The organism is Pseudomonas sp. S3_B11, from assembly GCF_054667715.1.
In genome coordinates this window covers 2,203,774-2,228,061 of the sequence record NZ_CP162749.1, presented here as the reverse complement: position 1 = coordinate 2,228,061, position 24,288 = coordinate 2,203,774, and the positions used below count along the sequence as shown (strand labels likewise).

General features: G+C 59.8%; 23 protein-coding genes and 1 pseudogene. 11 read left to right on the top strand and 13 right to left on the bottom strand.

Annotated features, from left to right (window positions below; genetic code table 11):
* The first annotated feature begins 2 nt into the window (after positions 1-2).
* The 3 genes from AB4O22_RS10305 (at position 3) to AB4O22_RS10295 (ending at position 1,977) form a co-directional block, all read left to right on the top strand.
* A complete protein-coding gene (locus tag AB4O22_RS10305; protein WP_460096204.1) occupies positions 3-572 on the top strand; it encodes a flavodoxin family protein in 570 nt (189 codons plus the stop codon).
* A gap of 93 nt (positions 573-665) precedes the next feature.
* Positions 666-902, top strand: coding sequence for a superoxide dismutase (locus AB4O22_RS10300; protein ID WP_235395273.1), 237 nt, complete (start codon positions 666-668; stop codon positions 900-902).
* 25 nt (positions 903-927) lie between these two features.
* The gene (locus tag AB4O22_RS10295) at positions 928-1,977 is read left to right on the top strand and encodes an NAD(P)-dependent alcohol dehydrogenase (protein WP_460096203.1); all 1,050 of its coding nucleotides are present in this window, start codon (positions 928-930) and stop codon (positions 1,975-1,977) included.
* 74 nt (positions 1,978-2,051) lie between these two features.
* On the opposite strand, the gene AB4O22_RS10290 is transcribed toward AB4O22_RS10295, so the two are convergent.
* The 3 genes from AB4O22_RS10290 to AB4O22_RS10280 are packed head-to-tail and all read right to left on the bottom strand — an operon-like array spanning position 2,052 to position 4,253.
* Positions 2,052-2,438, bottom strand: a complete 387-nt coding sequence (locus AB4O22_RS10290) for a putative quinol monooxygenase (protein ID WP_052239522.1) — start codon at positions 2,436-2,438, stop codon at positions 2,052-2,054.
* A gap of 52 nt (positions 2,439-2,490) precedes the next feature.
* Positions 2,491-3,525: an amidohydrolase family protein gene (locus AB4O22_RS10285; protein ID WP_223473266.1), complete on the bottom strand. Its 1,035-nt coding sequence runs from the start codon at positions 3,523-3,525 to the stop codon at positions 2,491-2,493.
* Between the two features lie 32 nt (positions 3,526-3,557).
* Positions 3,558-4,253 (bottom strand): type 1 glutamine amidotransferase domain-containing protein, encoded by a 696-nt coding sequence (locus AB4O22_RS10280; protein ID WP_223473265.1) that lies wholly within the window; start codon positions 4,251-4,253, stop codon positions 3,558-3,560.
* Positions 4,254-4,690: 437 nt separating this feature from the next.
* Between AB4O22_RS10280 and AB4O22_RS10275 the strand changes: the two genes are divergently transcribed.
* Both AB4O22_RS10275 and AB4O22_RS10270 read left to right on the top strand, forming a co-directional pair.
* Complete coding sequence (locus AB4O22_RS10275) at positions 4,691-5,623, top strand: NAD(P)-dependent alcohol dehydrogenase (RefSeq protein ID WP_223473264.1); 933 nt, start codon at positions 4,691-4,693, stop codon at positions 5,621-5,623.
* A gap of 2 nt (positions 5,624-5,625) precedes the next feature.
* Positions 5,626-6,330, top strand: a complete 705-nt coding sequence (locus AB4O22_RS10270; protein ID WP_039012114.1) for a helix-turn-helix transcriptional regulator — start codon at positions 5,626-5,628, stop codon at positions 6,328-6,330.
* Positions 6,331-6,362: 32 nt separating this feature from the next.
* Here the strand turns inward: AB4O22_RS10270 and AB4O22_RS10265 are convergent.
* The 6 genes and pseudogenes from AB4O22_RS10265 to AB4O22_RS10240 form a co-directional block, all read right to left on the bottom strand.
* Positions 6,363-7,685 (bottom strand): annotated as a pseudogene (locus tag AB4O22_RS10265) (heavy metal translocating P-type ATPase); the annotation flags it as partial.
* 22 nt (positions 7,686-7,707) lie between these two features.
* On the bottom strand, positions 7,708-8,598 hold the full coding sequence (locus tag AB4O22_RS10260; RefSeq protein WP_223473263.1) for a universal stress protein: 891 nt from the start codon (positions 8,596-8,598) through the stop codon (positions 7,708-7,710).
* Positions 8,599-8,937: 339 nt separating this feature from the next.
* Positions 8,938-9,660, bottom strand: coding sequence for a haloacid dehalogenase type II (locus tag AB4O22_RS10255; protein WP_460096201.1), 723 nt, complete (start codon positions 9,658-9,660; stop codon positions 8,938-8,940).
* 120 nt (positions 9,661-9,780) lie between these two features.
* Positions 9,781-11,229 (bottom strand): APC family permease, encoded by a 1,449-nt coding sequence (locus tag AB4O22_RS10250; RefSeq protein WP_223473261.1) that lies wholly within the window; start codon positions 11,227-11,229, stop codon positions 9,781-9,783.
* Between the two features lie 204 nt (positions 11,230-11,433).
* Positions 11,434-12,174 (bottom strand): IclR family transcriptional regulator, encoded by a 741-nt coding sequence (locus tag AB4O22_RS10245; protein ID WP_223473260.1) that lies wholly within the window; start codon positions 12,172-12,174, stop codon positions 11,434-11,436.
* Positions 12,175-12,231: 57 nt separating this feature from the next.
* Positions 12,232-13,200, bottom strand: a complete 969-nt coding sequence (locus tag AB4O22_RS10240) for a helix-turn-helix domain-containing protein (protein ID WP_223473259.1) — start codon at positions 13,198-13,200, stop codon at positions 12,232-12,234.
* A gap of 214 nt (positions 13,201-13,414) precedes the next feature.
* On the opposite strand from AB4O22_RS10240, the gene AB4O22_RS10235 reads away from it, so the two are divergent.
* The 3 genes from AB4O22_RS10235 (at position 13,415) to AB4O22_RS10225 (ending at position 16,959) form a co-directional block, all read left to right on the top strand.
* The gene (locus tag AB4O22_RS10235) at positions 13,415-14,788 is read left to right on the top strand and encodes an aspartate aminotransferase family protein (protein WP_223473258.1); all 1,374 of its coding nucleotides are present in this window, start codon (positions 13,415-13,417) and stop codon (positions 14,786-14,788) included.
* 44 nt (positions 14,789-14,832) lie between these two features.
* A complete protein-coding gene (locus AB4O22_RS10230) occupies positions 14,833-16,287 on the top strand; it encodes an aldehyde dehydrogenase family protein (RefSeq protein WP_460096200.1) in 1,455 nt (484 codons plus the stop codon).
* A 108-nt stretch (positions 16,288-16,395) separates the two neighbouring features.
* Positions 16,396-16,959 carry a cytochrome b gene (locus AB4O22_RS10225; protein WP_041931187.1) on the top strand — a complete coding sequence of 188 codons (564 nt, stop codon included), beginning with the start codon at positions 16,396-16,398 and terminating at the stop codon, positions 16,957-16,959.
* A 38-nt stretch (positions 16,960-16,997) separates the two neighbouring features.
* Here the strand turns inward: AB4O22_RS10225 and AB4O22_RS10220 are convergent, their stop codons facing one another.
* From AB4O22_RS10220 to AB4O22_RS10205, 4 genes are all read right to left on the bottom strand, one after another.
* Positions 16,998-18,500 (bottom strand): alpha/beta hydrolase domain-containing protein, encoded by a 1,503-nt coding sequence (locus tag AB4O22_RS10220; protein WP_201785299.1) that lies wholly within the window; start codon positions 18,498-18,500, stop codon positions 16,998-17,000.
* Positions 18,497-18,871 (bottom strand): DUF6152 family protein, encoded by a 375-nt coding sequence (locus tag AB4O22_RS10215; RefSeq protein ID WP_028236820.1) that lies wholly within the window; start codon positions 18,869-18,871, stop codon positions 18,497-18,499. Before AB4O22_RS10215 ends, AB4O22_RS10220 begins: the two co-directional genes overlap by 4 nt.
* Positions 18,868-19,752: a hypothetical protein gene (locus AB4O22_RS10210; RefSeq protein WP_057450621.1), complete on the bottom strand. Its 885-nt coding sequence runs from the start codon at positions 19,750-19,752 to the stop codon at positions 18,868-18,870. The genes AB4O22_RS10215 and AB4O22_RS10210 overlap by 4 nt, the downstream gene beginning before the upstream one ends.
* A gap of 194 nt (positions 19,753-19,946) precedes the next feature.
* Positions 19,947-21,284, bottom strand: coding sequence for an alginate export family protein (locus AB4O22_RS10205; protein WP_057450620.1), 1,338 nt, complete (start codon positions 21,282-21,284; stop codon positions 19,947-19,949).
* A 235-nt stretch (positions 21,285-21,519) separates the two neighbouring features.
* On the opposite strand from AB4O22_RS10205, the gene AB4O22_RS10200 reads away from it, so the two are divergent.
* From AB4O22_RS10200 to AB4O22_RS10190, 3 genes are all read left to right on the top strand, one after another.
* Entirely contained in the window at positions 21,520-21,903 is a 384-nt protein-coding gene (locus AB4O22_RS10200; RefSeq protein WP_027911569.1) for a DUF6152 family protein, read from the top strand.
* Positions 21,904-21,979: 76 nt separating this feature from the next.
* A complete protein-coding gene (locus AB4O22_RS10195) occupies positions 21,980-22,744 on the top strand; it encodes a hypothetical protein (RefSeq protein WP_027911570.1) in 765 nt (254 codons plus the stop codon).
* Between the two features lie 46 nt (positions 22,745-22,790).
* On the top strand, positions 22,791-24,287 hold the full coding sequence (locus tag AB4O22_RS10190; protein WP_223524481.1) for an alpha/beta hydrolase domain-containing protein: 1,497 nt from the start codon (positions 22,791-22,793) through the stop codon (positions 24,285-24,287).
* Position 24,288: the final 1 nt, after the last annotated feature.

Below are 24,288 nucleotides of genomic sequence, written 5' to 3'. Positions count from 1 at the left end.
AGATGAATATTACGATCGTGTATGACAGCGGCTACGGACATACCGAGCGCGTGGCAGAGCGCGTGGTCAATGGCGCGCTGCAAGTTGAAGGAAGCGACGTCAAGGCTATTGCCGTCGGCGAAGGGTTTACCGATTGGGAACGTCTTGAAAACAGCGACGAGATTATCTTTGGCTCCCCGACTTACAACGGGCTTATCAGCGCGAAGCTGAAGCAGTTTTTCGAAGACTCCACCAAGACCGCCTGGACTCAACAGAAGTGGCGCAACAAGATTGCCGCCGGCTTCACAAATTCCGGAGCTCAACATGGAGACAAGCTCAACTCCCTGGTGTCGATGGCCCTGTTCGCCGCCCAGCATGGAATGATCTGGGTTGGACTCGACCTGATGCCAGGTAACAGCAGCAGCTCTGGCTCCACCACCGACCTGAACAGGTTGGGCAGTTGGCTGGGCGTAATGACCCAAGCCAATACGGATCAAGCTCCCGAACTCTCCCCACCGGACAGCGACCTGCGCACCGCCGAATATTTCGGGCGACGCGTAGCGCAAATTACCGCTCGTTTTCTACCGGTTTAACCCCTCCATCATCGATTAAGGACACAGATCATGAAGCTGCTTTGCCTAGACGTTCCCCAGCCTGGCGTTACCTTGGCCCAGTATGAGCCCTACATGAAAGATGAAGTCCGTCACAGCTGGAAGCTTTACAAGGACGGGGCCATCCGTGACATCTATTTCCGCCAGGATCGGCCGGGTGTTGCGATCATTGCCGAGTTTGAAACCATTGAAGCTGCCAGGACCGCACTTGCCGAATTCCCCCTTGCGCTCGCGGGCTTGATTGGCTGGGAAGTAATCCCACTGGGCCCCTTCACGAATTGGGAAGCGTTGTTCGACCCGCAACTCGCCTGATCGCCTACGGAACAGGATTATCAACATGAACGTATTGAGCTACGCAGCTCACTCGGCCACAGCGTCACTTGAGCCGTTTTCCCTCACAAGACGCGCCCTGCGAGAAGACGATGTGATCATCGATATTCTGTATTGCGGCGTGTGCCACACCGACTTGCACCTGGCCCGTAACCATGGCGGCTTCACCACCTACCCCATCGTGCCAGGCCACGAGATCATCGGCCGTGTACGCCAAGTCGGCGCACAGGTATCGCGCGTCCGAGTTGACCAGTTGGTCGGGGTGGGTTGCATGGTCGACTCGTGCCAGCAATGCCAGCCCTGCCTGCACGGGTGGGAACAGAACTGCCTGGAAGGATCGACCTTTACCTACAACAGCAAGGACAGGCGCGATGGCAGCGTGACCTTTGGCGGGTATTCGCAGGCCATCGTAGTACGCGAAGAATTCGTGCTGTCCCTTCCCCCTGGCCTCGATCCAGCAGGGGCTGCCCCGTTACTTTGCGCAGGTATCACGACGTGGTCACCGCTGCTGCACTGGAATGTCGGTGTCGGCAGCAAGGTCGCTGTCATTGGCCTTGGCGGGCTCGGTCATATGGCATTGAAGCTCGCAAAGGCACTGGGTGCAGATGTCAGTCTGCTCACCCGGTCCGAGGGAAAATCCGACGATGCATTTCGACTGGGCGCCGACCATGTCGTGGTATCGAGCGATCCAGAACAGATGCGCGCTGTGGCTGGCCAATTCGACGTGATCATCGACACCGTGCCCTACGATCACGACATCAATCCTTACGTACCCACCCTTGCGCTGGAAGGCGTATTGGTTCTAGTGGGTTATATGGGGCCACTGTCTACATCTGTAAACGCGGGCTTGCTGGTAAGCGGTCGAAAAGCCATTACAGGCTCTTTTATCGGCGGGGTGAAAGAAACCCAGCAAATGCTCGATTTCTGCGGCGAAAACGGGATCGTCTCCGACATCGAAATAATCCCGATTCAAAAGATAAACGAGGCTTACGAGCGAATGTTGAAGAGCGACGTCAAATATCGCTTCGTCATCGACATGGCCTCCTTGAACGCGTGAAGAAGAGGCTCCTGGGGATGCCAAACGCATTCCCTGCTGACTCGGATACGCTGCGGCCGGAAGCGGTCGCTTCGTCAAACTTGATCAAGGCTGAACGGCTTCGTTGCCAGCGCTACAACGTCTGTATCGATCAGCTCCAGAGACTGGACCATGCCCACTACCGTCGACTTGTAGTGTTGGAACGATTGCGTCTCTAGATGCGCCCGATACGCTTCGTCATCGCAATAGATTTCCACGACGAAGAAGCTGCCGGGCACATCGCGTCGCTCCAATGCGTAAAAAGCCAGGATGCCAGGCTCTTGGGCGACCGAGTCTTCCACAATACGCCTGGAAGCCTCCCGGTATTGCTCCAGCTGTTTGGGATCTACCTGGATTTGGGCAATACGAATAAGAGGTGCGAGCGCCTTGTCGCCATGATCAACTTGAGGCATTGGGTCGGTGGCGGGAGGTTTGGCAGACATCTTAAACCCTCGATGATTTCGGGCATTGACGCGCGCATTGGCAAGGCCAGATTCAAAGCCTGAGCAGCCTCTCGGCGTTGCCGTGGGCAATCAGCGCTTTCTCTGCCTCTCTGATTGGCAGGTTCTCAATAAATGCTCGCGCACCGTCCAGGCTCTGGTAGGGATAATCGATGGAGTACAAGATGCGTTCCGCCCCCATCAACGAATAAATAAATTGAAAATGCGGGATGGTCAGCATGCCGCTGGGCGAAACATACACATGCTCACGATAGGTCTGAACGATCGGCCGTTTAAGACCCGAAGCTTCTTGCGGAATCGAATCTTCAAGTCGCTGCAGGAAAAAAGGCACCATCTCTCCCCAATGGCCGCTGATCACTTGCAGCGAGGGATAGCGGTCGAATACACCCGCCAATAGCATACGGACTACCTGGATCCCCGCTTCGTTGTGCCACCCCCACGCAAACATGGATAGCCGAGCACTGAGCTCGCGCTCAAAACCACCGTAATACGGTGCTTGTACAGCGGGCAGCGGAAGGCCTGGATGGAGGTACAGCGCAACATTCAACTCATTGAAGGCATCGAGTATCGGGGTGTAACGCGGGTCGTCCAGAAAGGTTTCGCCAGGTCGACCATTGATCAACGCGCCTTTCAGGCCGAGTTCTGTCACCGCCCTTTCCAACTCGATCGCTGCCGCCTCCGGCGCCTGCCATGGAAGTGTGGCAAAACCTGCGAAGCGTTCCGGATTGGCATGCGCTGCGTCCGCCAGTTTGTCGTTCGCCGCGCGGCATAAATCAATGGCCTTTTGCGCTGGAAGCAGTTGAGGGAAGCCACCATAGGAGAGGACTTGCATATCGATGCCGGCTGAATCCATATCAGCAAGGCGTGATGCCCCCATCTCGAACCCTTTGCGAGCAGACTCGCTAGGCGCAATGACATGAGGCCTGCTTGGGTCAGTCACTGTGCTTATGCCATCCACTACCCGGCTGCCCCAATCGGAGAGATAGGGGGCTTCTGCGCTCACAAGCGTCTGGGCTGCCGCACCGATAGCGGGATTCAAGACATGTTCTTCGACACAAATTAACTTCATATGAATGCTCCTACGCCCAAACTCGAGGTCAATCATGCAAGCAATGCGTCTCTCAGCGCTTCTCCCAAGCTCGCTGCTGATTGCGGGTTCTGACCAGTAATGAGCCGACCGTCGACAACTACGTTATCAGCCCAATTGGCTGCGCTTTGATGCAATGCACCGCGTGACTTGAGCGTTGTGGCGAGCAAGAAAGGTACGACGTGAGTGGACTGCACCTCCTCTTCCTCTTCGTCGGTAAACGCAGCCAAGCGTTTGCCTGCCAAAAGCAAGGTGCCATCGGCACGGCGCGCGTTGACGAAGGCCGCCGGACCATGACAGACCGCCGAAACAATGCCACCGGCCTCATCAATTTTCTGGATGGCGTTTTGTACGGCGATGTTGTCGGGGAAATCCCACATCGTGCCGTGGCCGCCGGCGAAAAAAATCGCAGAATAACGCCAAGGGTCTATCTCACCGATGTTTAACGTATTCGCCAACGCATGGCGAAAATCGCTGTCAGCCCAATAGCGAGCAATAACCGGATCAGTCATATCCTCCAGGCCGTCCAGAGGCGCGGCGCCCCCCAGAATCGATGCAATCTCTACACGAATACCCGCTGTCTGCAGCTTTTCCAGCGGGTGCGTCACCTCTGCCAAGTTGAAGCCAGTCGGAATTCCGGTTGCCCCCTTCAACCTATTACTGGTGACCACAAAAAGTACAGGCTTGAGCTGAGATGCTTCAATAGTCATTTGGAATGCTCATATTTAAAGACAGCACAGTGGTTATGTTCAGCGCAACAATACGGCCTATATCGATAGCTCGATATTACCCATTCAACACGCAGTTAATTTCCAGCAAACAAGAAGACTTTATAGTAGAACGCTATTGAACATTGGGGAAAGTTCATCCTGATTATGTAGCGCTCAAGATGACAATTAATGCTTAGCAAGAAAGCAGCGCTTGCTAATACCCAGTGAACACACTTTATTCATGTAGCAAAATCGCTGATGTCCTCTCACCATAACGCGTCGCTGCCCCCGGGAACCCTGGCGGTCGCTTTCTAGGATTCACTCATGGCGGTGCTAACTGCCCGCTAGCTGATCAATGGTGACAAAAACTGTCCGCCAAGCTCTGTAGATTCTGCCCGTGATCACCCTAATCTTATGCTGGTGTTTGGAGACAGTTCATGAAACGCATTCAGTACAGCAAGTATGGCGGGCCCGAGGTCATGCGAATTGATGACTTTGAGCTGGATTCCCCTGCCGAAGGTGAGGTCGGTGTGAGCGTCAAGTTTGCAGCAATCAATCCAATTGACTGGAAGCTGCGCATCGGACAAATGAAAATTGTCACCGGTCGGAAATTCCCTCGCGCAATGGGTATGGATTTCTCCGGCACAGTTGTATCGGTCGGCGCGGGGGTCACCCGGTTTAAGGTCGGAGATCCAGTGTTTGGACTCGCCCGATTTAAAGAAAGCGGCGCGTTTGGCCAAGCCGTTATCACAAAAGAGGCATTTTTAGCCGGTAAGCCTGATGACGTTTCATTCGAGGATGCCGCCTGCCTGGGTACGCCTGGTGTAACCGCCTGGAACGGTCTGATAGACAAGGCTAAGCTTCAAGCGGGCCAGCACGTCTTCGTCAATGGTTGTGCGGGAGCCGTTGGTGAAGCGGCCGTACAAATTGCGCTGATGCATGGCGCTGTAGTCTCGGGCAGTTGCAGCGCCAAGGACATCCAGCGAGCAAAGTCATTGGGTGTGCAGACCGTTTATGATTATCGAAACACCCAGGCATCGAGTATCTCCACCCGATTCGACGTGGTTTACGACACGGCGGCAACGCTATCGGTTTCGACAGGCGTTGCGATGTTGCGGGCAGGAGGCGTGTTTCTGGACCTGAACCCCGGCCTGGGTAAGTTTGTTCGAGCTATTTTTGATCGCAGACTCAAACCCGTTATCGGATCGCCGCGCGGTGAAATCCTGGATAAGCTTGCAAAAGCCGCCAGTGAGCATCGCTTCAGAATCCCGGTAGCAGAAACTGTTTCCCTGAACGATGCTGGAAAACTGATCGGGGAACTCGAAAAAGGTCGAAAACTCGGCGGCAAGGCCGTGATCGAGATGGAGTAGGAATGGCCAGAAGTGACCGATTGTTTGAGCTGATGCAAGTGCTTCGCCGACATCGCAGGACGGTATCGGGGCGAACACTTGCCCAGGAGCTGGGGGTGTCACTTCGCACCATACGTCGCGACGTATTGACATTGCAGGGAATGGGCGCGGACATCGATGGTGAGCCGGGGTTGGGTTATATTTTGAAGCCCGGATTTCTTCTACCCCCGCTTTCATTCACAGAAGAAGAAATACAGGCACTTGTAGTCGGTGCTCAGTGGGTCAGTCGTCAGACAGACGATAAATTTGCCTTCGCCGTGAAAAACGCCTTGGCCAAAATTAACGCCGTCTTGCCTTTGGATATGCGTCACACCTTCGAAGATGAAACATTCTACGTAGGCGCCCACGCCACCCCCTGCACTTCAATCGACCTAAGTGAAATCCGCTTTGCCTTGCGCGACCAGCGCAAACTGCTTATCACTTTGTCGACGGCCAATGCCCCTGTAGACAAACAAGTTATCTGGCCGATTATGCTGGGCTTTATCGACGCCAAGCGCTTCCTGGCGGCCTGGTGTGAGGCAGACGATAAGTTCCGAGTGATTGCTTTGGATGACATCGCTCAACTGGAGGTACATGTCGAGCGCTACAGTCGTAACCGGCGCCAGCTTATTAAGGAATGGCGTGCGCAGGAGATCCTGCCTTGTAACGGCCATGGCGAGGTGTGCTGATCCGGCCTACATCGCCGGAGTGGTCCTGAGCGCTAACGCCAATCCAGATAACGAAACAGCTCCTCCTCTTGTTCAAAGTGCAGTTGCACCAAGGTGTCCAGGCGGATCAGTTGATGCTGGATCACATCGACAGTTGCCGTGGCGGGGGCACAACTGAAGTCGTCACTCATGCGCGCCAGCAAATGAATCAGGCGGAAAATCTCCCGGTGGACGTGGCTCATGGCCGATAGCGGGTCCTCACCTGTCATGTTTCGCACCAGCAGTGGATACAGTGTCTGTTCATCTTCGCGCTCATGCTGCGCCAGTGAGGTCTGCAGGTGGTTGACCAACTCCGACAGGTCAGTCCGCGCCTGCTCAGGCGCTCGTCGGGCAAAGTCGTTGGCCAGTCGATGCAGATCGCTCGGTAGGGCACCGAGTTGCTGGTGTTCAGCTTGCAGGTGATCAATATGCTCAGCGGCCAGCTTTCTTTTCCCCTGCGCCCAGAACGGCCCCAAGGCGCGCAAGGCGTTGACGATGATCACCACATCGATGCCCTCCTGCACCACGGCACCGATCAACGGCGGTAGATAACCGAGGGCCGCCAGCGCCATGGCCAGCAAGGACATTCCCATCCCCACCAGCACGCCTTGGCGGGCGATAAAACGGGTATGCCGGGCGATGTCCAATGCCTCGACCGCCAACGTTGGCCGCCGCCAACGCGGGGCGTCGTTGATGCCATCACCGACCATCAATGTGCTGGCGCGCTGGCAACCCTGCTGTACAGCCTGCACTTTGTCCTCGGGGGTCAACCCGGCGCGCAGTTCATCTATCCCGGCGGACAGGGCAATCATTTCGGCAGTTTCCAGGCGATCCCCGGTGAGCATGACGATCCGTTCAATCCCTCTATTGCGCAGTCGACGCAGGGTTTGCGGGGTTTCGCGCCGAACGGTGTCGAGGAAGACCAGCAGGCCAGCGAGCTCGCCATCCACTGCAATGAAGCTTGCGCTGCATGCCTGGTAATCCATGTGGCGCAGCATGGTGGTGGCCCAGTCGGTCATGGGCGCATCGTTACCCCCGTCGACCTGCCCAGACAGCCCTGCACCGGGACTCTCCTCTACCCCTTGCGGGACGCAGAGTGGCAGTTTGCACTGATGCGCCGCGTCGACGATGGCCTGGGAGATGGGATGCGTTGAAGCCTGCGCGAGCGAAGCGGCGAGGCCAAGCAGGCGTTGCGGATCGATGGGGCCGTTCGTCTCGATCGACTGCAAGCGGGCATGGATGAAGAACAGTGCGTAACGGTCAGCCAGGCGTACGAAAGGCGCGCGAGAACGGCGTGCCGCCTCGGCCAGGCGCACGATCCCGGCATAAGTGCTTTCGTTATGGACGATCCTGGCCGCGCTAGATGGCTAGAACGCTGCAAGGCACCTGGTAGAGGGTATGTTCAGTCGTACTGCCCAAAAGCTTCTCCAGGCCATGGGACTGGACCCTGCCCATCACAATCACATCCATATGCTGCTCATCAGCGAACGCACTCAACACCGCCACTGGGTGCCCTTCAATGAAATGACGTCGCTCAGCAGCCACGCCATATCGGTCAGCCAGGTCGAAAAAGGATGTTTCATGTTCTTTGCGCAACTGCGCGCCGAGGTCCGAGAGTGCTAGACCGCCGCCGCCCATATCGCCCATGTACACCATCGAGATGTCGCAGGCGTACAGCAAGTGCAACTCGGCATCACATTGGATGGCGAGCCCGCATGCCTGTTGGATGATCCGCTCATTGAGCTCGTTGTCCTGCGCCAGGGTATTGGACGCATCGACCGCCGCCACGACCTTGCGCGGCAAGGGCAGGTCACCTTCACTCAGCAGGTACACCGGTACCGGGCAGTGCCGCAGCAAGCGCCAGTCCAGCGGGGTGAGAAAGGCCCGCTTGAACGCTGATTCGTGCCGCACCTGCTTGATCAGCAGGTCAGGCTGCATTTCGGCGACGTGATCGAGGATGTCTTGCTGCATGTCATCGGCCCAGGTCACCTCCGTCGTCACGTCGATGCCTGTGTCGCGCAGGTGATTCGCCTGGTTCTTGAGCCAATCGCGATGGTCTTGCAGGTAGCCTTCGCGCGCCTGTTCCCGGTCACCTTCTTCAAGCAGTGACAACAGTTTCCAGGAAGGGATCAAGGCGGCGATGTGCAAGCTCGCACCGCAGGCCTTGGCCAGGGCCGCGGCGTGTCCCAAGGCATGGGAGTGGCGCAGGGCCGGGTTGATGATCAGCAATAACCGTTGATACTGGCTCATGATCGGACTCCATGGAACTTGCACGTTTGTCTCTGCCTGCCACGGCGGGCCACTGGCGTATCTGCCGCTGCAACGGGCACCTTCGTTGTAGATCCACCATCCTCTGTCAGGGCACCCGTGGCGTTGATATATATCAAATACTTTCGTCGGTCAGGCATTCAACGACGCATGCGAAGCCAAAGGGCTATTGGTTCGCCCTCGTCTTCGAAGAGAAGGATCGCATTGAGGTGGTGCGCCATGGCGCCGCCCGCTGAGGGGGCAACGCGCTACAGGTAGAGACTTCGAGCTGTGGGCATGTGGACTCAAGGACCCGCTCCCTCCCCTTGAGTCACCGCTTGATCAGGTAGACATCACCTGAAGCTTGCGATCAAGATCGATGAAACTGTCCGCCTGCCAGTCCCAATCCTGGGCTTGGGCTGCATCGGGTGCAGGCGCTCCGCCATATTCCATGGGCCGGTCGATATAGGCCGTCATCAGCCCGCAATCCCTGGCTGCCGCAAGGTCGCTGTGGTGGCAGGCCACCAGGCAGAGTTCATTGGGTTTGATGTCCAGTGCCCTGGCCGTGGACAGGTACGCCGCAGGATCCGGCTTATAGGTTTGCGCAAACTCCGCTCCCAGCAGCGCGTCCCACTGCAAACCGTTGTAGCGGTTCATGGCGATCATCAAGGCCACATTGGCATTGGACAAGGTCACCACCGCAAAGCGCCGGCGCAGCAGGGCCAGGCCCTCGGCCACGTCAGGCCACGGGTCCAGGCGGCGCCAGGCATGGGCAAGCGCGTGCAATGCCTCGGGGGCAAGCTGGTCGACTTCCAGGTCGTAAGTTGTCAACAACTGGACCAGCGTCTCGTAGTGCAATGTGTCCAGCACGACGAAGCCCCCATGCCCCTTGATGCACTCGCGCAGCGCTGGCGCATACAACCGGCGCCATTGCATTGCAAATTCGGCGGGGCTGACAGCGGGCAGGTAGGTCGACACGAATGTACTCGCCTCACGTGCGATGCCTGAATGCCAGTCAACCACGGTACCGAACACATCGAATGCCAACGCTCGTGGAAGCGTCATCGCAAGACTCCTCTGCTATTTGCGGCCCAGCCTGGCACACCGACCTCTGGGGCACTGGAACGCAGGAATCAATGAGCTTAGCTTTATCCTCGTCAAGCGCCATCGATACTGCGCAGGCGCCTATAGCTTGTGACTGCCCAACACCCGATACCGTTGCGGCGCTACTTTGCGCAGTCGCGCCGCGAGGAATACGCCAGCCAGCAGGGCCGCGGGAATGATGGCGCAGAGGCCGTACGACAAGGCCTTGCTCGCGCCCGTCAGCACATCGAAATGCACCACCGCGATAAACAGGACCGCCAGTAGCGCGATGCAAGAGAACCCCGGGAAAATCCGCCCACGCCAGATCCCCAGCTTGAGCTCGGGGTGGCGCCGGGCAAAGGCCCATACCGCGGCGGACGTGAGCGCCATCAGCAAAATCACGCAAAGCGTCGCCAGGTTGGACAGCCAGGCGAACAGTTGCAGGATCGGATCGGCATCCATCGCGGCGAAAATCAGCACGACCACGGCGGAGATCAAACTCTGCAGCGCCGAGCCCATGTGCGGGCTCTGATGGACGCGATGGGTGGTCCCCAACCGGCTGTGCAGCAAGCCGTCACGCCCGATGGCGTAGAAATAACGGGCCGCGGCATTGTGGAACGCCAGCAGCCCGGCGTAGATGCTGACCATGAACAGCACGCGGATGACCTGGGTCAGGTGCGGGCCGACAAAGTGATCGGACATGCCATAGATAAACGTCGTCGGGTCCTGCAAGGCCTGAAGCGTGGAGACGATTTTGTCCGCCCCGACGCCAATCACCATCGACCAGACCGACAGCGCGTAGAACCCACCGATCAGCAAGACCGAACAGTAGGTGGCAATCGGGATCGTACGTTGCGGGTTCTTGGCCTCTTCGCCGTAGATGGTGGTGGCCTCGAAGCCGATGAACGCGGCGAAACAGAACAGCAGGCCGATCGACGGGGTGCCGCTGAACACGTGGCGGCCCGCAAACGCGTCGAGATTGATGCCACTGTCGCCGCCGGTCCTGAGAATGGCGAAGTCCAGGAGCAGGATCGCCAGATATTCGGCGATCACAATGACCGACAACACCCGCGCCGACAGGTCGATCTTGCGATAGCCAAGAATCGCAACGCTGGCCATCGCCATCAGCGAGTACGACCACCAAGGCAACACCAGGCCGAACACGCTTTCCATCGTGCCGCTGACCACCCCACCGAACATGCCATACAGGCCGACCTGGAGGATGTTGTAGGCAAACATCGCCAGCACCCCCGCCGCGCCACCGGCCAGGCCACCCAGGCCGCGCGAGGTGAACGCATAGAAACCGCCGGCGTTGGTGACGTGCCGGGACATGGTCGTGTAGCCGACCGAGAACGCCAGTAACACCAGCAGGGCCAGGATCAGCAACGCCGGTGTGCCGGCACCGTTGCCCAGCATGATGCCAATGGGAAAGCCGCCGGCGATGACACTCAAGGGGCTCGCCGCCGAAACCACGAAGAAGATGATGAAGCCGACACCCAGGGCCCCACGCTTGAGCTCCGTGGAGCTGTTGACCGGGAGAGGTACACTCATGTTTTCTTGACCTTATTGTATGAGGCAGGTGTTGTAGGATCGATGCAGTCAACCGCTCACCGTCACCGGACAGCGTTATTGTTCTTGTCGCACGCTGGATTCGATCCTATGCCTCTCCCTGAACCTCCCACTATCCCAAATCGGTAACCAGAGACCTGCGCTCGGAAAAAACCGGGCGGGTCATCATCCATCCCCCCTACCCCCTCATTGCAAGGCGATACGTGCCGTCAGTTCCGATGCCGCGCCGGTAACCAGGTCGCACAGGTAGCCCGGTTGAAACGCCCGGAACCGTTCACTGCGCCCGACCAGGGTCATGCTTCCAAGGACGCGCCGTTTTTCGTCGAAGATCGGCGCCGCAACGCCACTGCGTCCCGGGTGCAACTCGCTTTCGCTGATACAGTAGCCCTGCTTGCGGATGGCGAGCAGGCTCTTGGTGAACGGCTTCCACGCCAACCCCAGGTGCAACAATCCGGACGGGATCGCGTGAGTGTCATAGATGCGTCGGATCTGGCGCGGCAGCAGATACGCCAACACGACCCGCGAGGTGGCGCTATGGAAAAGGTCGATCGGCCGCCCCCTGTCGCCACCGACCGGGCCGACATCGGAACCCCGCTGGATCAGCACGTTGACCACTGAATCGCCATGCCACTCACTGACCAGCGCATCCAGGCCGGTATCGTCGACCAACCTGTCGACCAGGTCCCGGCTGCACGCCAGCAACGGATCGTAGTTCGCCATCTGATGTTCCAGCGTGACGATTCGAGGGCCGAGTGCGTAGCCGCGCGGCAACCGCTTCAAGAAACCCGCGTCGCCGAGCTCGCGCAGATAACGATAGGCGGTGGCAGGCGTGTAGCCGAGCTCCTGGCAAATGATGTCCACATCGATGACCGGCTGCTCAGGGCGAAACAAGTCGAAGACTCTGAGCAGGCGCCGAAGGCTATTCATCGTTTCTACATCCTTGTGAAATCAAGCCAGCCCGTGCGCAGTGCAGCAGGCAGATATTCAAGCAAGCACGCAATCGCTGATGGCAGCACGCGCGGTTTGAGACGGCAGTTCGGCGAACAGTTCCTGATATTCCGCGGCAAAATGGCTGAGGTGATAGAAACCCCATTGGGCGGCGGCATCGCCGATCGAAAGACGCGACGCCTGGGTGGTCATCAAGGTCCGGCGTACACCGTTGAGCCGCACGGAGCGCAAGTAATTGATCGGGGTTGTCTCGGCAACCGAGCGGAAACTGTTCTGCACGGTACGTCGACTCACCTGGAGTCGCTGGCACAACTCGTCGACGCTGGGCACGTTGTTCAGTTCCGCGGTCGCCAGGCGATGGCATTTCTCGACAATGAAGCTGCGCGTGGAGCTTGGCGAACGCTGCTGCTTGTCACAGGCCGGGTCAGTCATGAGTTGCAGCAACTCGTCGAGCATGGCCTGTTCAAATGCCAGCTCCCGGTCCTGCCCATTGTCGAGTTCTTCGTTCGAGAGCGCCTGGGAGAATGCAGCCAGCATCCGACGTCGAGCGTCAGCGTAGCGTTGCGGGGGGAGCCTGATCACTGGCTGACGGAGTAACTGGCTGATTTCCTTGGCCGACGCGGTTTGCGCCAACGCCTGTTCGAACAATTCGCGTTCGAAGGTAATGGCTAGCAGCTCCATGCCCATCGGCATGTGGAACATGAACTCCTCACCGCCATGAAGAAAGAACAGGCTGCTCTCGTCCACCTCTCGACCCTGCATCCGAATCGAACCCGGGACGGTGATCGGCACGGCAAAGCACATCTTGCCTCGGGGGGCCACGCCATGCTGCACCACGCGCTGGTTGATCTGCTCGCGGAATACGTGGCAACGCCCCGTCGTCAACTGGATGAGCGAACTCTCGGCCGTACCGGCGGTTAGCTGGTTGTAGTCCTGGTTCCACTCCTGGACGGTGGCGGCGTGGACGTGGATGTCACGAAAATGGCTGATGTTCTGATTTTTCATGATGACGAGAGCCTCGGCCAATATTCTTGTTCTTAGAATGCCTTGTTGCGCGATATTCTCACATTAAGAGAATTATGCAAATTCTCTTTGATCATGGCAGTGCTCTGGTGCTGACGCTCAAGGCGGCCCGCCCAATGTGCCGATTCGGGCTACCGGCCTGGAACGGGCCACGAGGATGATCGGGACACTGAAACCGACATCCTGAGAGACCGTCATGAGTGAAGCCAAACTAGAATCCCTCCATTTCGCCGATGCCCCGCGGATCAACACCGCCATTCCTGGCCCCAGGGCCACCGAGGCCCTGGCATTGTCGGCACGTACCGAGTCGATGGCTCGCGGCGGCGGACGCATGCCCGTCGCCATGGACCGGGCCTTCGGCGCGACCTTCAAGGACGCCGATGGCAACACCTACATCGACCTGTCCGCTGGCGTGGGCGTGAGCAGCGTAGGCCGCTGCCATCCGAAGGTGGTGCAGGCCATTCGCGAGCAATCCGAAGTGCTGATGCATGCCTTGGAAGTCAACAGCACCCGGCGCACCGAACTGGCCGCCAAGCTCTCCGAGATCGCACCCGACGGCTTGCGCGGCGACTGCATCACTTTCTTCACGCAAAGCGGCAGCGATGCGCTGGAGGCGGCGATCAAGTTCGCCAAACGCGTCACCGGACGGCACCAGATCATCGCCTTCCACGGCGGCTACCACGGCGTGTGGAACGCCTCCGGTGCGCTGACCACAGGCACGGCCTACCGCAAGGGCTATGGCGCCCAGATGGGCGGGGTCATTCATGCGCCCTACCCTTATGCCTACCGTTTCCCCTTCGACACCACGGACAAAAGCGCCGAGCAGATTGCCGGCGACTACGTGGATTACCTGCTGAACACCCCCTACACCGCCGCCGATGACGTGGCCGCCGTGATCGTCGAACCGGTGCAGGGCGAAGGCGGTTACGTGCCCCCCTCACCCGAGTTCCTGCAACTGTTGCGCAAGGCCTGCGACCGCAGCGGCGCGCTGCTGATCGTCGATGAAGTACAGTCCGGCGCGGGGCGTACCGGCAAGATGTGGGCGGTCGAGCACTCGGGCGTGAAGCCCGACATGCTCACCTTCGGCAAGGGCATCGGCAGCGACCTGCCGATGGCGGGCCTGATCATGCGTTCAGACCTGGCAGCCAAGATTCCTGACGGATCGATGCCCAACACCTTCGCCGCCAACTCGTTGTCCGCAGCCGTGGCGCTGACCAACATCAGCATCCTCCAGGACCCGGAGCTCGATCTGCTCAACCGCGCCCACACGCTGGGGCTGCAAGCGCAGGAACGTATCCGTGGCTTCGACAGCCCGCTGGTCGGTGAAGTCCGTGGTCGCGGCCTGATGATCGGGATCGAGCTGGTCGAGGACCCGGTCACCAAGGCGCCACTGGCACCGGACAAGATCGGCCAACTCATGGGCTACCTGTTGAACCACGGGGTGCTGATGATTCCCTGCGGTCGCTACAGCAACGTGATGCGCGTCATGCCCTCGCTGACGATCTCGCGCGCGCTGTTCTTCAAGGCACTGGACATCTTTGGCGACGCCCTGGCCTCCCTCAAGGGATGAGGTGTGTATACCCCTTCTACTCCACATCAATCAGGGACTGCAAAATGACTCAACACCTGAACCACTTCATCGAAGGCGCGTCCTTCGAGGCCTCCGACGGCCGTCGCATGACACTCGTCGACCCCGTGACAGAACAGATCTACGGCAGCTCCGCACGCGGCACCGTCGAGGACGTGGACCGTGCCGTAGCGGCGGCACTCACCCAACTTGAAGGTGGCGCCTGGAGCCAGCTCGACGGCGCCCAGCGTGGCCGGCTGTTGTCGAAGCTGGCGGACCTGGTGGAGCGCGACACCGACGTGCTGGCTGACCTGGACGCCAATGCCATCGGGCGCTCACCGATCGAGCCGCGCCGGCTGGACGTACCCAACGCCATCGCCAACCTGCGCGCCGCCGCCGGCTGGGCCAACCAGCTGGAGGGCCGCACCATTCCCACCGGCGGCTACTTCGGCACCAAGGCCCTCTCGTACACGATCCGGGAGCCGGTGGGCGTGGTTGGCGCCATCGTTCCCTGGAACTCGCCGCTGATGATCACAGTCTGGAAGCTCGCCGCTTTGCTGGCGGCCGGCTGCACCGTGGTCATCAAGCCTTCGGAAGAGACGCCACAGTCGGCCTTGCACCTGGCGGCGCTGGCTCAGGAAGCGGGCTTCCCTGACGGCGTGATCAACGTGGTCACCGGCTACGGCACCGAGGTGGGGCGCGCCTTGTGCGAGCACCCGCACGTCGCCAAGATCAGCTTCACCGGCAGCCCCGAGGCCGGACGCGAGATCCAGCGCACCGCCGGCGTGCTTTTCAAGCACGTGGCACTGGAGCTGGGCGGCAAAAGCCCACAGATCGTCTTCGACGACGCCTCGTTCGAGGACGCGCTGTTCGGCTGCTCGCTCGGCCTGTTCGCCAACCAGGGACAGATCTGCGCGGCTGGCTCGCGCATCCTGGTCCAACGCAACATCGCTGATCGCTTCGCCGCAGCGCTTGCCGATGCCGCGCGAGCCGTCAAGGTCGGTGACCCTCGGCAACCCGACGTACAGATGGGACCGGTGGCCAAGAAGGCGCAATTGGATCGCGTCAACCGTTACATCCAACTGGGCATAGACCAAGGTGCCACCCTGTTGGCCGGCGGCGTATCGAGCCCTGAGCGGGGCTGGTTTGTCCGGCCGACGATCTTCGCCAATGCCAGCAATGACATGGCGATCGCCCGGGACGAGATCTTCGGCCCCGTCGGCACGGTGATCACGTTCGACAGCGAGGACGAGGCGATCGCACTGGCCAACGATTCCAACTACGGCCTGGCGGCCACGGTCTGGACAAGCGACCTGGTGCGAGCACACCGCGTCGCCGCAGCAGTCAAGGCCGGTGCCGTGGGCATCAACTGCTGGAGCCCGCTGGACGCCAACTTGCCCTGGGGCGGCGTCAAGTCCAGTGGCGTTGGCCGTGAAGGCGGATTTAGCGGCGCGTTGGCCTATACCGAAGAGAAAGTCATTACCGTATTGCTACCCAGTTGAGAACAAAAATCCGCACTGACCGGACCACCCTCCAAGCCCCTGTGTCGTGGAGGGTGGCCGTCCAAAACGTGCATTTTCGATGCCTTGATGATCGATGGAGAGACCGCGATGAATCCGGAAAATCAAACAATAATTGATCGGTATCCGACGTCCCTGCGTATGTTGCACTGGGTGCGCGCCGTGCTCATCGCCGGCCTCCTCTGGGCAGGCTGGCACATGACCGGGCTCGATGACGAAGTGGCGAGCAAATATGAGCTCTACTACCCGTGGCACAAATCCTTTGGAGTGCTGGCGTTTCTACTGGCCCTGATTCAGATCATCCTGCGCGTGCGCACCCCCAGGCTGCCGCAACCGCCGGAGACGCTGGCGCGCTACGAGAGAGTTTCTTCATGGCTTGCGCACCGCACCTTGTATGCACTGCTGGTGATCGTGCCGTTGATGGGCTATTCGATGTCGAGCACCTACACGATGAGTGACGGGGTGTTCTTTTTCGGAATAAACCTTCCGGAACTACTTGGGAAAAATGACGACTGGTTCGTCGTCTTTCAATGGCTGCATAAAGTGCTCGCCTACACCCTGCTCGGCCTGATCGTGGTGCATATTGCCGGCGCCCTCAAACACCGGCTCTTCGACCGGGACCCTCGAAGCGACGTCCTGCGCCGCATGCTGTGACTTGATGAGGCGTTGGCAAAAGATGCCAACGCCTTCACTCACGGCTCGGACCGCAGAGGCCCGGTAAAGTCCGCTGGCACAGCGACTGGCTTGACGAATACCGCATCCTCCGTCAGCAAATAACCTTCCTTGATCGCCTGTTGTTTGGCGGCCTCAAAACGACTCGCATAACTTGCATAGCTGCCGTACAACGCCTTCAGCTGTTGCGCGGAATATGGCACTTTCGTGTCGAAGGCTGAGCCGCAGTCGGTTTCATGGTCGGTCAGGTAGGTGGCGCTCGGGACCTTGATCCACGGCGGACGTACACCTCCCAGCAGGTTGCCGGTCTGTGGGTCGCGGGCAACACTCTTCCCCTCCCGACCGACCCGTTCAGCCTTGGGCATCGGCACACCTTCGCGCACCCAGCGATCCATCGCGTCGAGGATCGCGGACACGACCGTCTCCACCGGCTCGTCATAGAGAGACTGGCATTGCGGATCGTTGCGCTTGTCACCGTCAGCCGGGTGCGGCTCCGTTCCGTCAGTGCCCTGATCGACAAGCCGCAGGTGCGGCATGCCCGCGACCTCGTAGTAACGCAGCTTCGGTTGGTCCGTATCTGACGGTAGCGCGATCTCCTGACTGGCATCGTGCACCACCTCCGTCTGGCTGTAGACCGTCACGAACGGAGCATCCATGGGGATTTTGCGCGGCACCCTGAGCACCTCGCCCCCCAAGTCGCCATATACAACGTGCCCCGTCATATAGGCGTCGATCAGCGGTTTACCGTCCGGCATGCGCCACTGCTGGTGACGGCCCTGATCGAGATAATCGAGCCAGAGCTGCCCATTGATTGCCCAGGTATTGACATAGATGCGCTTGACGTCGAGCCCTTGTGTGGGACCGTTTTCAAGGTTTGACTTGAGCAGCAAAGCCAGTTGCGCAGCAATGCCCTGCGCCTGGGGCGGGTACTGATCGGGACCGCTGCCGCGTCGAAACCGGTCGCTGTCGTAGTAGCTGCCGAGCGGTGCGTAGCGCTTGTAGTCGTAGCGCCGCATGAAGTCCAGGTTCAAGTTACGGGGCTCGGGATCCCAATCCAGTGTCTTGGGGTCGTTCGCCGGGCGATTGATGCTGAGTGTATAGCCGGCGAAAGCGTAACCCTTGCGCATCAGGTAGTTGCGGGTGAGGATCCAGCCCGCGCCGCGTTCACCCATCCAACTGAACGGCTCCATCACGACTGTGCCGTTGAAGCGACCAGGATCCTTGGGTTTGCGGATAAGAAAACGCGTCACGTAGGGCGCGTCGAACAAGTGCTCGCCAGAAGCGGTGATCGCTGGCGCGAGCCCCAGCAGGTAGTACTCCTCCTCTACATACCCCAATCGTTCGAGGTCGACATACTCCGTGCCGCGCCTTGACGCGGACGCGAGAGGCAACCGGCCACTGGGAGGTACCGGGGAGATTTGTGGCATGGATGGCGTTTGCGCGACGACGGGCGTGCCCGTCGTCAGTACCAGCAAAGCCGCCATGGAAAGCCTGGGCAACCAAACCTCGCCCATGGGCTTCATTTCCAGACTCCAATAGTTTTCCCATTGGGCAATCGCAGCGCCTGAAGGGCTCCCCCCGTCTTCATCTCGTCCTTCATCGGCGCGAGCTGCAGGTCGACCTTGTCACCCGGTTTGAGCGTATTGGCCATCCAGCCCTGACGAATCAGGATATTCGGGCCGCCGGCCTCGATGGCCCAGGTCTCGCTCTTATCCCCGGCCGGCACATCGACGAACAACCAAACGTGAGGATTCTTAAACTGCACCTCACTCACTGTGCCGGCAATCGTGACGAGCTTCGACATGTCGAAGGCCGAGTAGGAGTGATGGGCAAAAACCACAGGTGCCGGCAAGCCCAGGAACGCCAAACTGAACAGCATGAATTTGAGATTCACTTCGTGTCTCCTTGATTATTATTGTCCGCTTGGTTCAGGCTCCGTCGCTCGGGAATCGTCGTGATTTCCGCGCCCGTCACGGGATCGATCGACTCGTTATTGCTGTCCTCGCAGACGAACTCCATGAACTCGCCCCCCTTGGGCGCACGGCGGAAAGTCAGCGGCGCCCATTGCCATGGTTTGACCAGCGCATCCGGATCTTCGACCCTGCCGTCCACCTGCAGCAGGCCTTCGTCGTTGATGAAGATCCTCTCTTTGATGATCATGCGCGGGCCATGGCCGAGCGAATCGTCGGCATGCCCATACTCGCCCAACGTGGTTTCCTGCCGGATGTTGGTCGTCTCGACGACCAACACATTTCCCTCCCAGCGTGCGACCGAATGGCCCTCGAACGTCGGCGGCGCTTCCTCCGGATTGGGGTGGCCGCGCCCATCGAGGTAAATGCGACGAGTCTCACGCAGGAACTCTTGCGCCCAGTTGATTTGCGTCGGCGTCTGCATGATCTCTACCGCGTAGGGCCCGACCATGTTCGTTGGCATGCCCAGCACCTTGCACGAGGTCTTGAACTCGCTGCCCACTTTGGCGAGGGCTTCAGTGCGCTGCTTGGCGCTCTCGAGGTAGACACCCTTGAGTTCCGGCGTGGTGCCGAATGGAGGGCCGATATTCGTGTCGGGGTTGTCGGCACCAGTGCTGTTGACGAGGGGGTCCACAGAACTCCCCACCGGCATCCACAACCCGCTGATGTCGGGCGGTGCAGCTTTCGGTTGGGCCGCGCTGGAGGTTGCACTGGGCGTTGCGGCGATGGCGAACGAGGGATTCGCTGCGGCGGCCAGGATGGCCAGCAGCGCGATGACTGCATGAGCAAGAGGGAGCATTTTCATAGGCATGACCTGCGTCTTTTTCTACACGTTGGTAGTGACTGACATCCCGAAACCGCCACCGTTGAAGTGCGTGACGGCCTGTGCCAGGCGCGTGGGTGTGGTTGATTCAAGGGGGACGATATGCAAGCACTCCGTTGGGGGAGACATCCCAAATCAGCATGCGCTCCACGGTGTTTGCCAGCGTGGATGGCAGCTCAGAAACTCACCCAGGCGATGAGTTGGAAGTAGGTGTTCGTCGACGCACTCCCGCTCTGGTTGCCACCGTTTCCAAGCCACTTATCGGGCTTGTAGAAGCCGACGAGGGGCGAGAGCGTGATGTTGTCCGTCACCATCCAATCGAGGAAAAAGTCGAACTCGCGTGCGCTGAAGTCCTGCTCCCCCCGCCGGGAAAGCTGGTGGTAGTCGAAGGCCATGGCGTTAAGCGTCAACTTATCGGTCGGCATGACCGAGAGCAGTACATCATTGATCTGCATATTCGAAGTCACTGAACCTGCGTAATTCACGCCGACTTCACCTTGGTAGCGTTTACGAAAACCGCCCTGGAACAGGAAGTCCCAGCCTTCGGAATAGCGCGTATAGCGATAGCTCACGGTCGGTTGCCATTTGACATCGGCGAAGGTGTAGCCCGCGTCGAAGAACATCGCCCGCTGCGATCCCGACCGCTTTTCCTGACGCGCCACTTCGAACGCGAAATCCGCATTCTCGATGCCGGCATTACCCTGGCCACGGATGCTGTAGATGTCCATGCCCTTGCGCTCCCCCCGATCGCCAAAGACGTATCGCTCTTCGACATCCAGGCCGCGCACGTACGTCGAACCGATCGAGCCGATGGGCGTCGTGTAGTCGACGGTAGCGGCCGCCACTTCAGTCTTGGACTGCCCGGGATTATCCGACTTCAACCAGATCAGGCTGCCGTGAAGGCCCTGAGTACCGCCCAGCTTCAGGACTGCCGTATTCCCGAACGCCAACCGCGGGCCGAGGTAAAAGGCACCGCCGCGATTGAAGCGGCCCTGCGCTACGCCCTCGATGGGGTTGAAAGCGTTCCCGGGGGCAAACCCATCATCGGTAATCAGGAAGCCGTCCACCGTAACGATCTGCCGGCCAAAAGAGAAATCAACGCCGTCCGTGCCCAAGGCCGGAATCAGATCCCCTGACTTCCAGCCCAGGTAGGCATCTTCCACAGCGGTTTCTCTCTCATTTCCCGCGGTGATCGCTCCCGCGTCCCCATCGCCCCATGTCCCCGTGCTGATCAGGCTGAACCCACCGTAGACCGAACCTGCACCGATCTTGTCCGTCGTACCGTTTACGCCGTACTTCACGAAGCCTTCTTGCCATCGCATCCTGCCGGGTTCCTTCTCAGGATTGGCGAGGTAGTTCTTTTCACTGCCGAACCAGCCAAACCCCGCCCAGAGGTCGGCATTCAGGACGGTTGCGCCATCGTCTTCGTTGTAGAACTCATAGGCCTGCGCCTGCGGCTCCAATGTGCAGAGTGCAACCAGCGAAAGTAATGGGGCGTAGTAGGGGGTGCGCATGACGTCTCTCCTGTTTTTAGATTTTATGAGGCGAGTCATGAGTGTTCCGATTCAGGTCGCCCATGCGGTAGCCCAAATCAGCATGTGCAAAGGGTTGGCCGCGCATTTCCTTGGTGCCATTTCTCCCCACCGAAAAACATGTCCAGAGACATGAGCGGTTGCCGTTTTGGGCTACGGCCTGCACAGGCGCCCCCCTATGCTGGGCCACAAGAACGCATAAGAACGAGGTACCGTCATGACCCCATCACCGCCGTTACGTCAGGGGCTTTGCCTGCTGATCCTCGCCACCTGCAGTGCGCTGCCATCCCTGGCCACTGCCCACCATTCATTCGCGCTGTTCGACCAGACCAAGACGGTCACGGTCCAGGGCGTCGTCGAGCGCTTCGCCTGGACCAATCCGCACATCACGATTTACCTCGATACGCCCGGCCCGCCGGCCCAGCGCTTCAAGATCGAGACGGGCAGCGTCAACGCCTTGCAGCGCGCGGGTTGGAGCGCCGACTCGATCAAGGCTGGCGAGAGTGCCGAGGTGTCCTTCAGGCCGCTGAAAAACGGTGACCCGGGCGGACTGCTCGTGGAGATCAAGATCGGTGACGTCGTGCTCTCAGGCGGCGGATAGGCCAAGCCCCCTCCCCCAGTTTCATGGGCACCGAACCAAACCGAACCAAACCGGCCAGCAGCGTGGAGACGTTTCAATGAAACCGACACGAACCTTGAGCGCAGCAACGATTTTCCTCGGCGTCGTCCTCGTGACCGTCGCCGGGGTGTGCAACGCGGCATCGTCCAAAACCCAGAACAACGCACGTGCGGACATCAGCGGCACCTGGGAAAGAACCCCGGACGACTGGTTCGGTGAAAACCCGGACGATCCGGTGCACCCGGGCGGGCCGATGGACCTGAAGGAACCCTATGCCCGCCAATACGCCGAGCTGAAGAAGAAACAAGCCGTAGCGAACGAAGCCGGGACGCCTATAGCCACGACGAGCTCCAAGTGCCTGCCTGAGGGAATGCCGACGTTGATGGCGGCGCTTTTCCCGATCCAGATCATTCACGACGACAAGCAAGTGATTGTCCTCGGCGAGTACCTCCAGCAGGTGCGCCGGATTCTCCTGAACCAGGCATTGCCGCCCAAGGAGAAGCTCGACCCCAAGTACCAGGGGCATTCGCGCGGCCACTGGGAAGGCGACACGCTCGTGGTAGAGACACAACGCGTGCGAACGGACGTGACGTTCTATGACGTTCCCCACAGTGAGGAGATGAAGATCACTGAACGCATCAGGCTACGCGGGCCGGATCACCTGGAAGACCAGGTGGTGATCGAGGACCCGCAGGTGCTCAACACTCCGTATCGGTTCACGTTCGACTACAAGCGCTCCAACTACGCCATTCAAGAGTATGTCTGCGAGAACAACCAGATCGTCATCGACAGCGAAGGCAAGGCGTCCCTCAGCCGTGAGTGAAGCCCCTATCGACGCCCCCCTTGGAGATGAGCGGATGGAACGACCGATGACCCTCAGCCTCCTGCGGCCGACGCTGCAAGGCGCCCTGCTGTCGCTGATTCTCACCTCGAACACGTTCGCCGAGGTGCCCCGCATGCCCACGGCCATCGCCGTGCCGCCCTCCAGCGTGGCACCGCTGTCGTCGGCGAAACGTCCGGGCACCGAACACAGCGACCTCGACAAGTACGGCTACATCGAAGAGGAGTTTTACCTGCAAGGTGTCGCCCCAGCCATTACCGCCGCGGGCAAGACCCTCCTCGAGGCGCCTTACACCACGCGCATCCTGGTGCGTAAACCGGCGGACCCGGCGCGCTTCAACGGCACGGTGGTGATCGAGCCGTTCAGTTGGTTTGGCGAGCGCGGCGCTGGATGGATCCTGACCCGTGATTACTTGCTCCGGCGTGGCTACGCGTACGTCGGCTACACGCTGAACATGAACAAGCCGGCCGTCGATCCCAAGTTCATCTCGGACACCCCGGCCGCCGAAGCCGAGCAGATCGCCCAGTACGGACGGATCGTCAACTTCGAGTTCATGCGCCGCTTCGACTATGCACGCTATGCGCCGCTGGGCACCTATTACGATCCAGAGCGCTTTACCCGCGGTGAAGGCCCTGATCCGTTCGTTCCGCAGTCACAGGGGATCGCGGCGCAACTGGCGTTGCTGCTCAAGACCAATGCGGCGCAAGGACCGCTGGCAGGCCTCGACGTGCAGCGCGTGTACGTCAATAGCTGGGCCGTGACCGCACAAGTCTGGATGGACTACCTCGACCAGGGCCGCCACCAGCAATGGCGCATGCCCGACGAAAGGCCGCTGATCGATGCCTACATGACCGGGCGCATGGCCTATGGCGAGGTGGGTGGCGACGTCATTCGACTACCCCGGAAGATGCCCGGCGGCGTGCCGTTCGTGACCGTCTACAGCCAATCCGAACTGATGCACGACGTGATCGAAGGCATCGACTTGCCGCCAGACAGCGACAGCCCGCAGCTTCGCTACTACGAAGTGACTGGTATGCCGCACCTGCGGCTGGCCGACCTCGGTACGGAACATACCGAACTGTTTGCCGCCGACGTCGGCAAGGGCGACGACCCACGGTGCCGGACGCTGTACGACGAGCCGGCGGAATTGATCGTCTCGGCGCTCCTTGACGGCATGGACCAATGGGTGCGCGAGGGCAAGGCCATGCCGAAGGCGCCGCGGGTCGTGCGCGAGGGCAAGGCCGCCGTGCGCGACCCCGCCAGCGGCAACCTGCAAGGGGGCGTGCGTCCGCCGTGGATCCAGGTGCCCAGCGCGGCCTACCTCACGGACCAGGAGACCGGCTGCGGCCTGATCTATGACACCAAGGAGCCCTATTCCAAGGACGTGCTGCGCCAGCGCTACGGCAGCTTCAGTCACTACGAACAGGCATTCGAGGACGCCAAGCGCCTCTCGATCAAGCAAGGCTATCTCCTTCCGGAAGACGCAACGGGCCTGCGTCCGATCGCAAGACCACAAGACTTCTAAC

Excerpts from the sequence above, each read along its gene's own strand:
- AB4O22_RS10305 (WP_460096204.1), top strand. The coding sequence starts at position 3 with ATGAATATTACGATCGTGTATGACAGCGGCTACGGACATACCGAGCGC.
- AB4O22_RS10300 (WP_235395273.1), top strand. The coding sequence starts at position 666 with ATGAAAGATGAAGTCCGTCACAGCTGGAAGCTTTACAAGGACGGGGCC.
- AB4O22_RS10295 (WP_460096203.1), top strand. The coding sequence starts at position 928 with ATGAACGTATTGAGCTACGCAGCTCACTCGGCCACAGCGTCACTTGAG.
- AB4O22_RS10290 (WP_052239522.1), bottom strand. The coding sequence starts at position 2,438 with ATGTCTGCCAAACCTCCCGCCACCGACCCAATGCCTCAAGTTGATCAT.
- AB4O22_RS10285 (WP_223473266.1), bottom strand. The coding sequence starts at position 3,525 with ATGAAGTTAATTTGTGTCGAAGAACATGTCTTGAATCCCGCTATCGGT.
- AB4O22_RS10280 (WP_223473265.1), bottom strand. The coding sequence starts at position 4,253 with ATGACTATTGAAGCATCTCAGCTCAAGCCTGTACTTTTTGTGGTCACC.
- AB4O22_RS10275 (WP_223473264.1), top strand. The coding sequence starts at position 4,691 with ATGAAACGCATTCAGTACAGCAAGTATGGCGGGCCCGAGGTCATGCGA.
- AB4O22_RS10270 (WP_039012114.1), top strand. The coding sequence starts at position 5,626 with ATGGCCAGAAGTGACCGATTGTTTGAGCTGATGCAAGTGCTTCGCCGA.
- AB4O22_RS10260 (WP_223473263.1), bottom strand. The coding sequence starts at position 8,598 with ATGAGCCAGTATCAACGGTTATTGCTGATCATCAACCCGGCCCTGCGC.
- AB4O22_RS10255 (WP_460096201.1), bottom strand. The coding sequence starts at position 9,660 with ATGACGCTTCCACGAGCGTTGGCATTCGATGTGTTCGGTACCGTGGTT.
- AB4O22_RS10250 (WP_223473261.1), bottom strand. The coding sequence starts at position 11,229 with ATGAGTGTACCTCTCCCGGTCAACAGCTCCACGGAGCTCAAGCGTGGG.
- AB4O22_RS10245 (WP_223473260.1), bottom strand. The coding sequence starts at position 12,174 with ATGAATAGCCTTCGGCGCCTGCTCAGAGTCTTCGACTTGTTTCGCCCT.
- AB4O22_RS10240 (WP_223473259.1), bottom strand. The coding sequence starts at position 13,200 with ATGAAAAATCAGAACATCAGCCATTTTCGTGACATCCACGTCCACGCC.
- AB4O22_RS10235 (WP_223473258.1), top strand. The coding sequence starts at position 13,415 with ATGAGTGAAGCCAAACTAGAATCCCTCCATTTCGCCGATGCCCCGCGG.
- AB4O22_RS10230 (WP_460096200.1), top strand. The coding sequence starts at position 14,833 with ATGACTCAACACCTGAACCACTTCATCGAAGGCGCGTCCTTCGAGGCC.
- AB4O22_RS10225 (WP_041931187.1), top strand. The coding sequence starts at position 16,396 with ATGAATCCGGAAAATCAAACAATAATTGATCGGTATCCGACGTCCCTG.
- AB4O22_RS10220 (WP_201785299.1), bottom strand. The coding sequence starts at position 18,500 with ATGAAGCCCATGGGCGAGGTTTGGTTGCCCAGGCTTTCCATGGCGGCT.
- AB4O22_RS10210 (WP_057450621.1), bottom strand. The coding sequence starts at position 19,752 with ATGAAAATGCTCCCTCTTGCTCATGCAGTCATCGCGCTGCTGGCCATC.
- AB4O22_RS10205 (WP_057450620.1), bottom strand. The coding sequence starts at position 21,284 with ATGCGCACCCCCTACTACGCCCCATTACTTTCGCTGGTTGCACTCTGC.
- AB4O22_RS10200 (WP_027911569.1), top strand. The coding sequence starts at position 21,520 with ATGACCCCATCACCGCCGTTACGTCAGGGGCTTTGCCTGCTGATCCTC.
- AB4O22_RS10195 (WP_027911570.1), top strand. The coding sequence starts at position 21,980 with ATGAAACCGACACGAACCTTGAGCGCAGCAACGATTTTCCTCGGCGTC.
- AB4O22_RS10190 (WP_223524481.1), top strand. The coding sequence starts at position 22,791 with ATGACCCTCAGCCTCCTGCGGCCGACGCTGCAAGGCGCCCTGCTGTCG.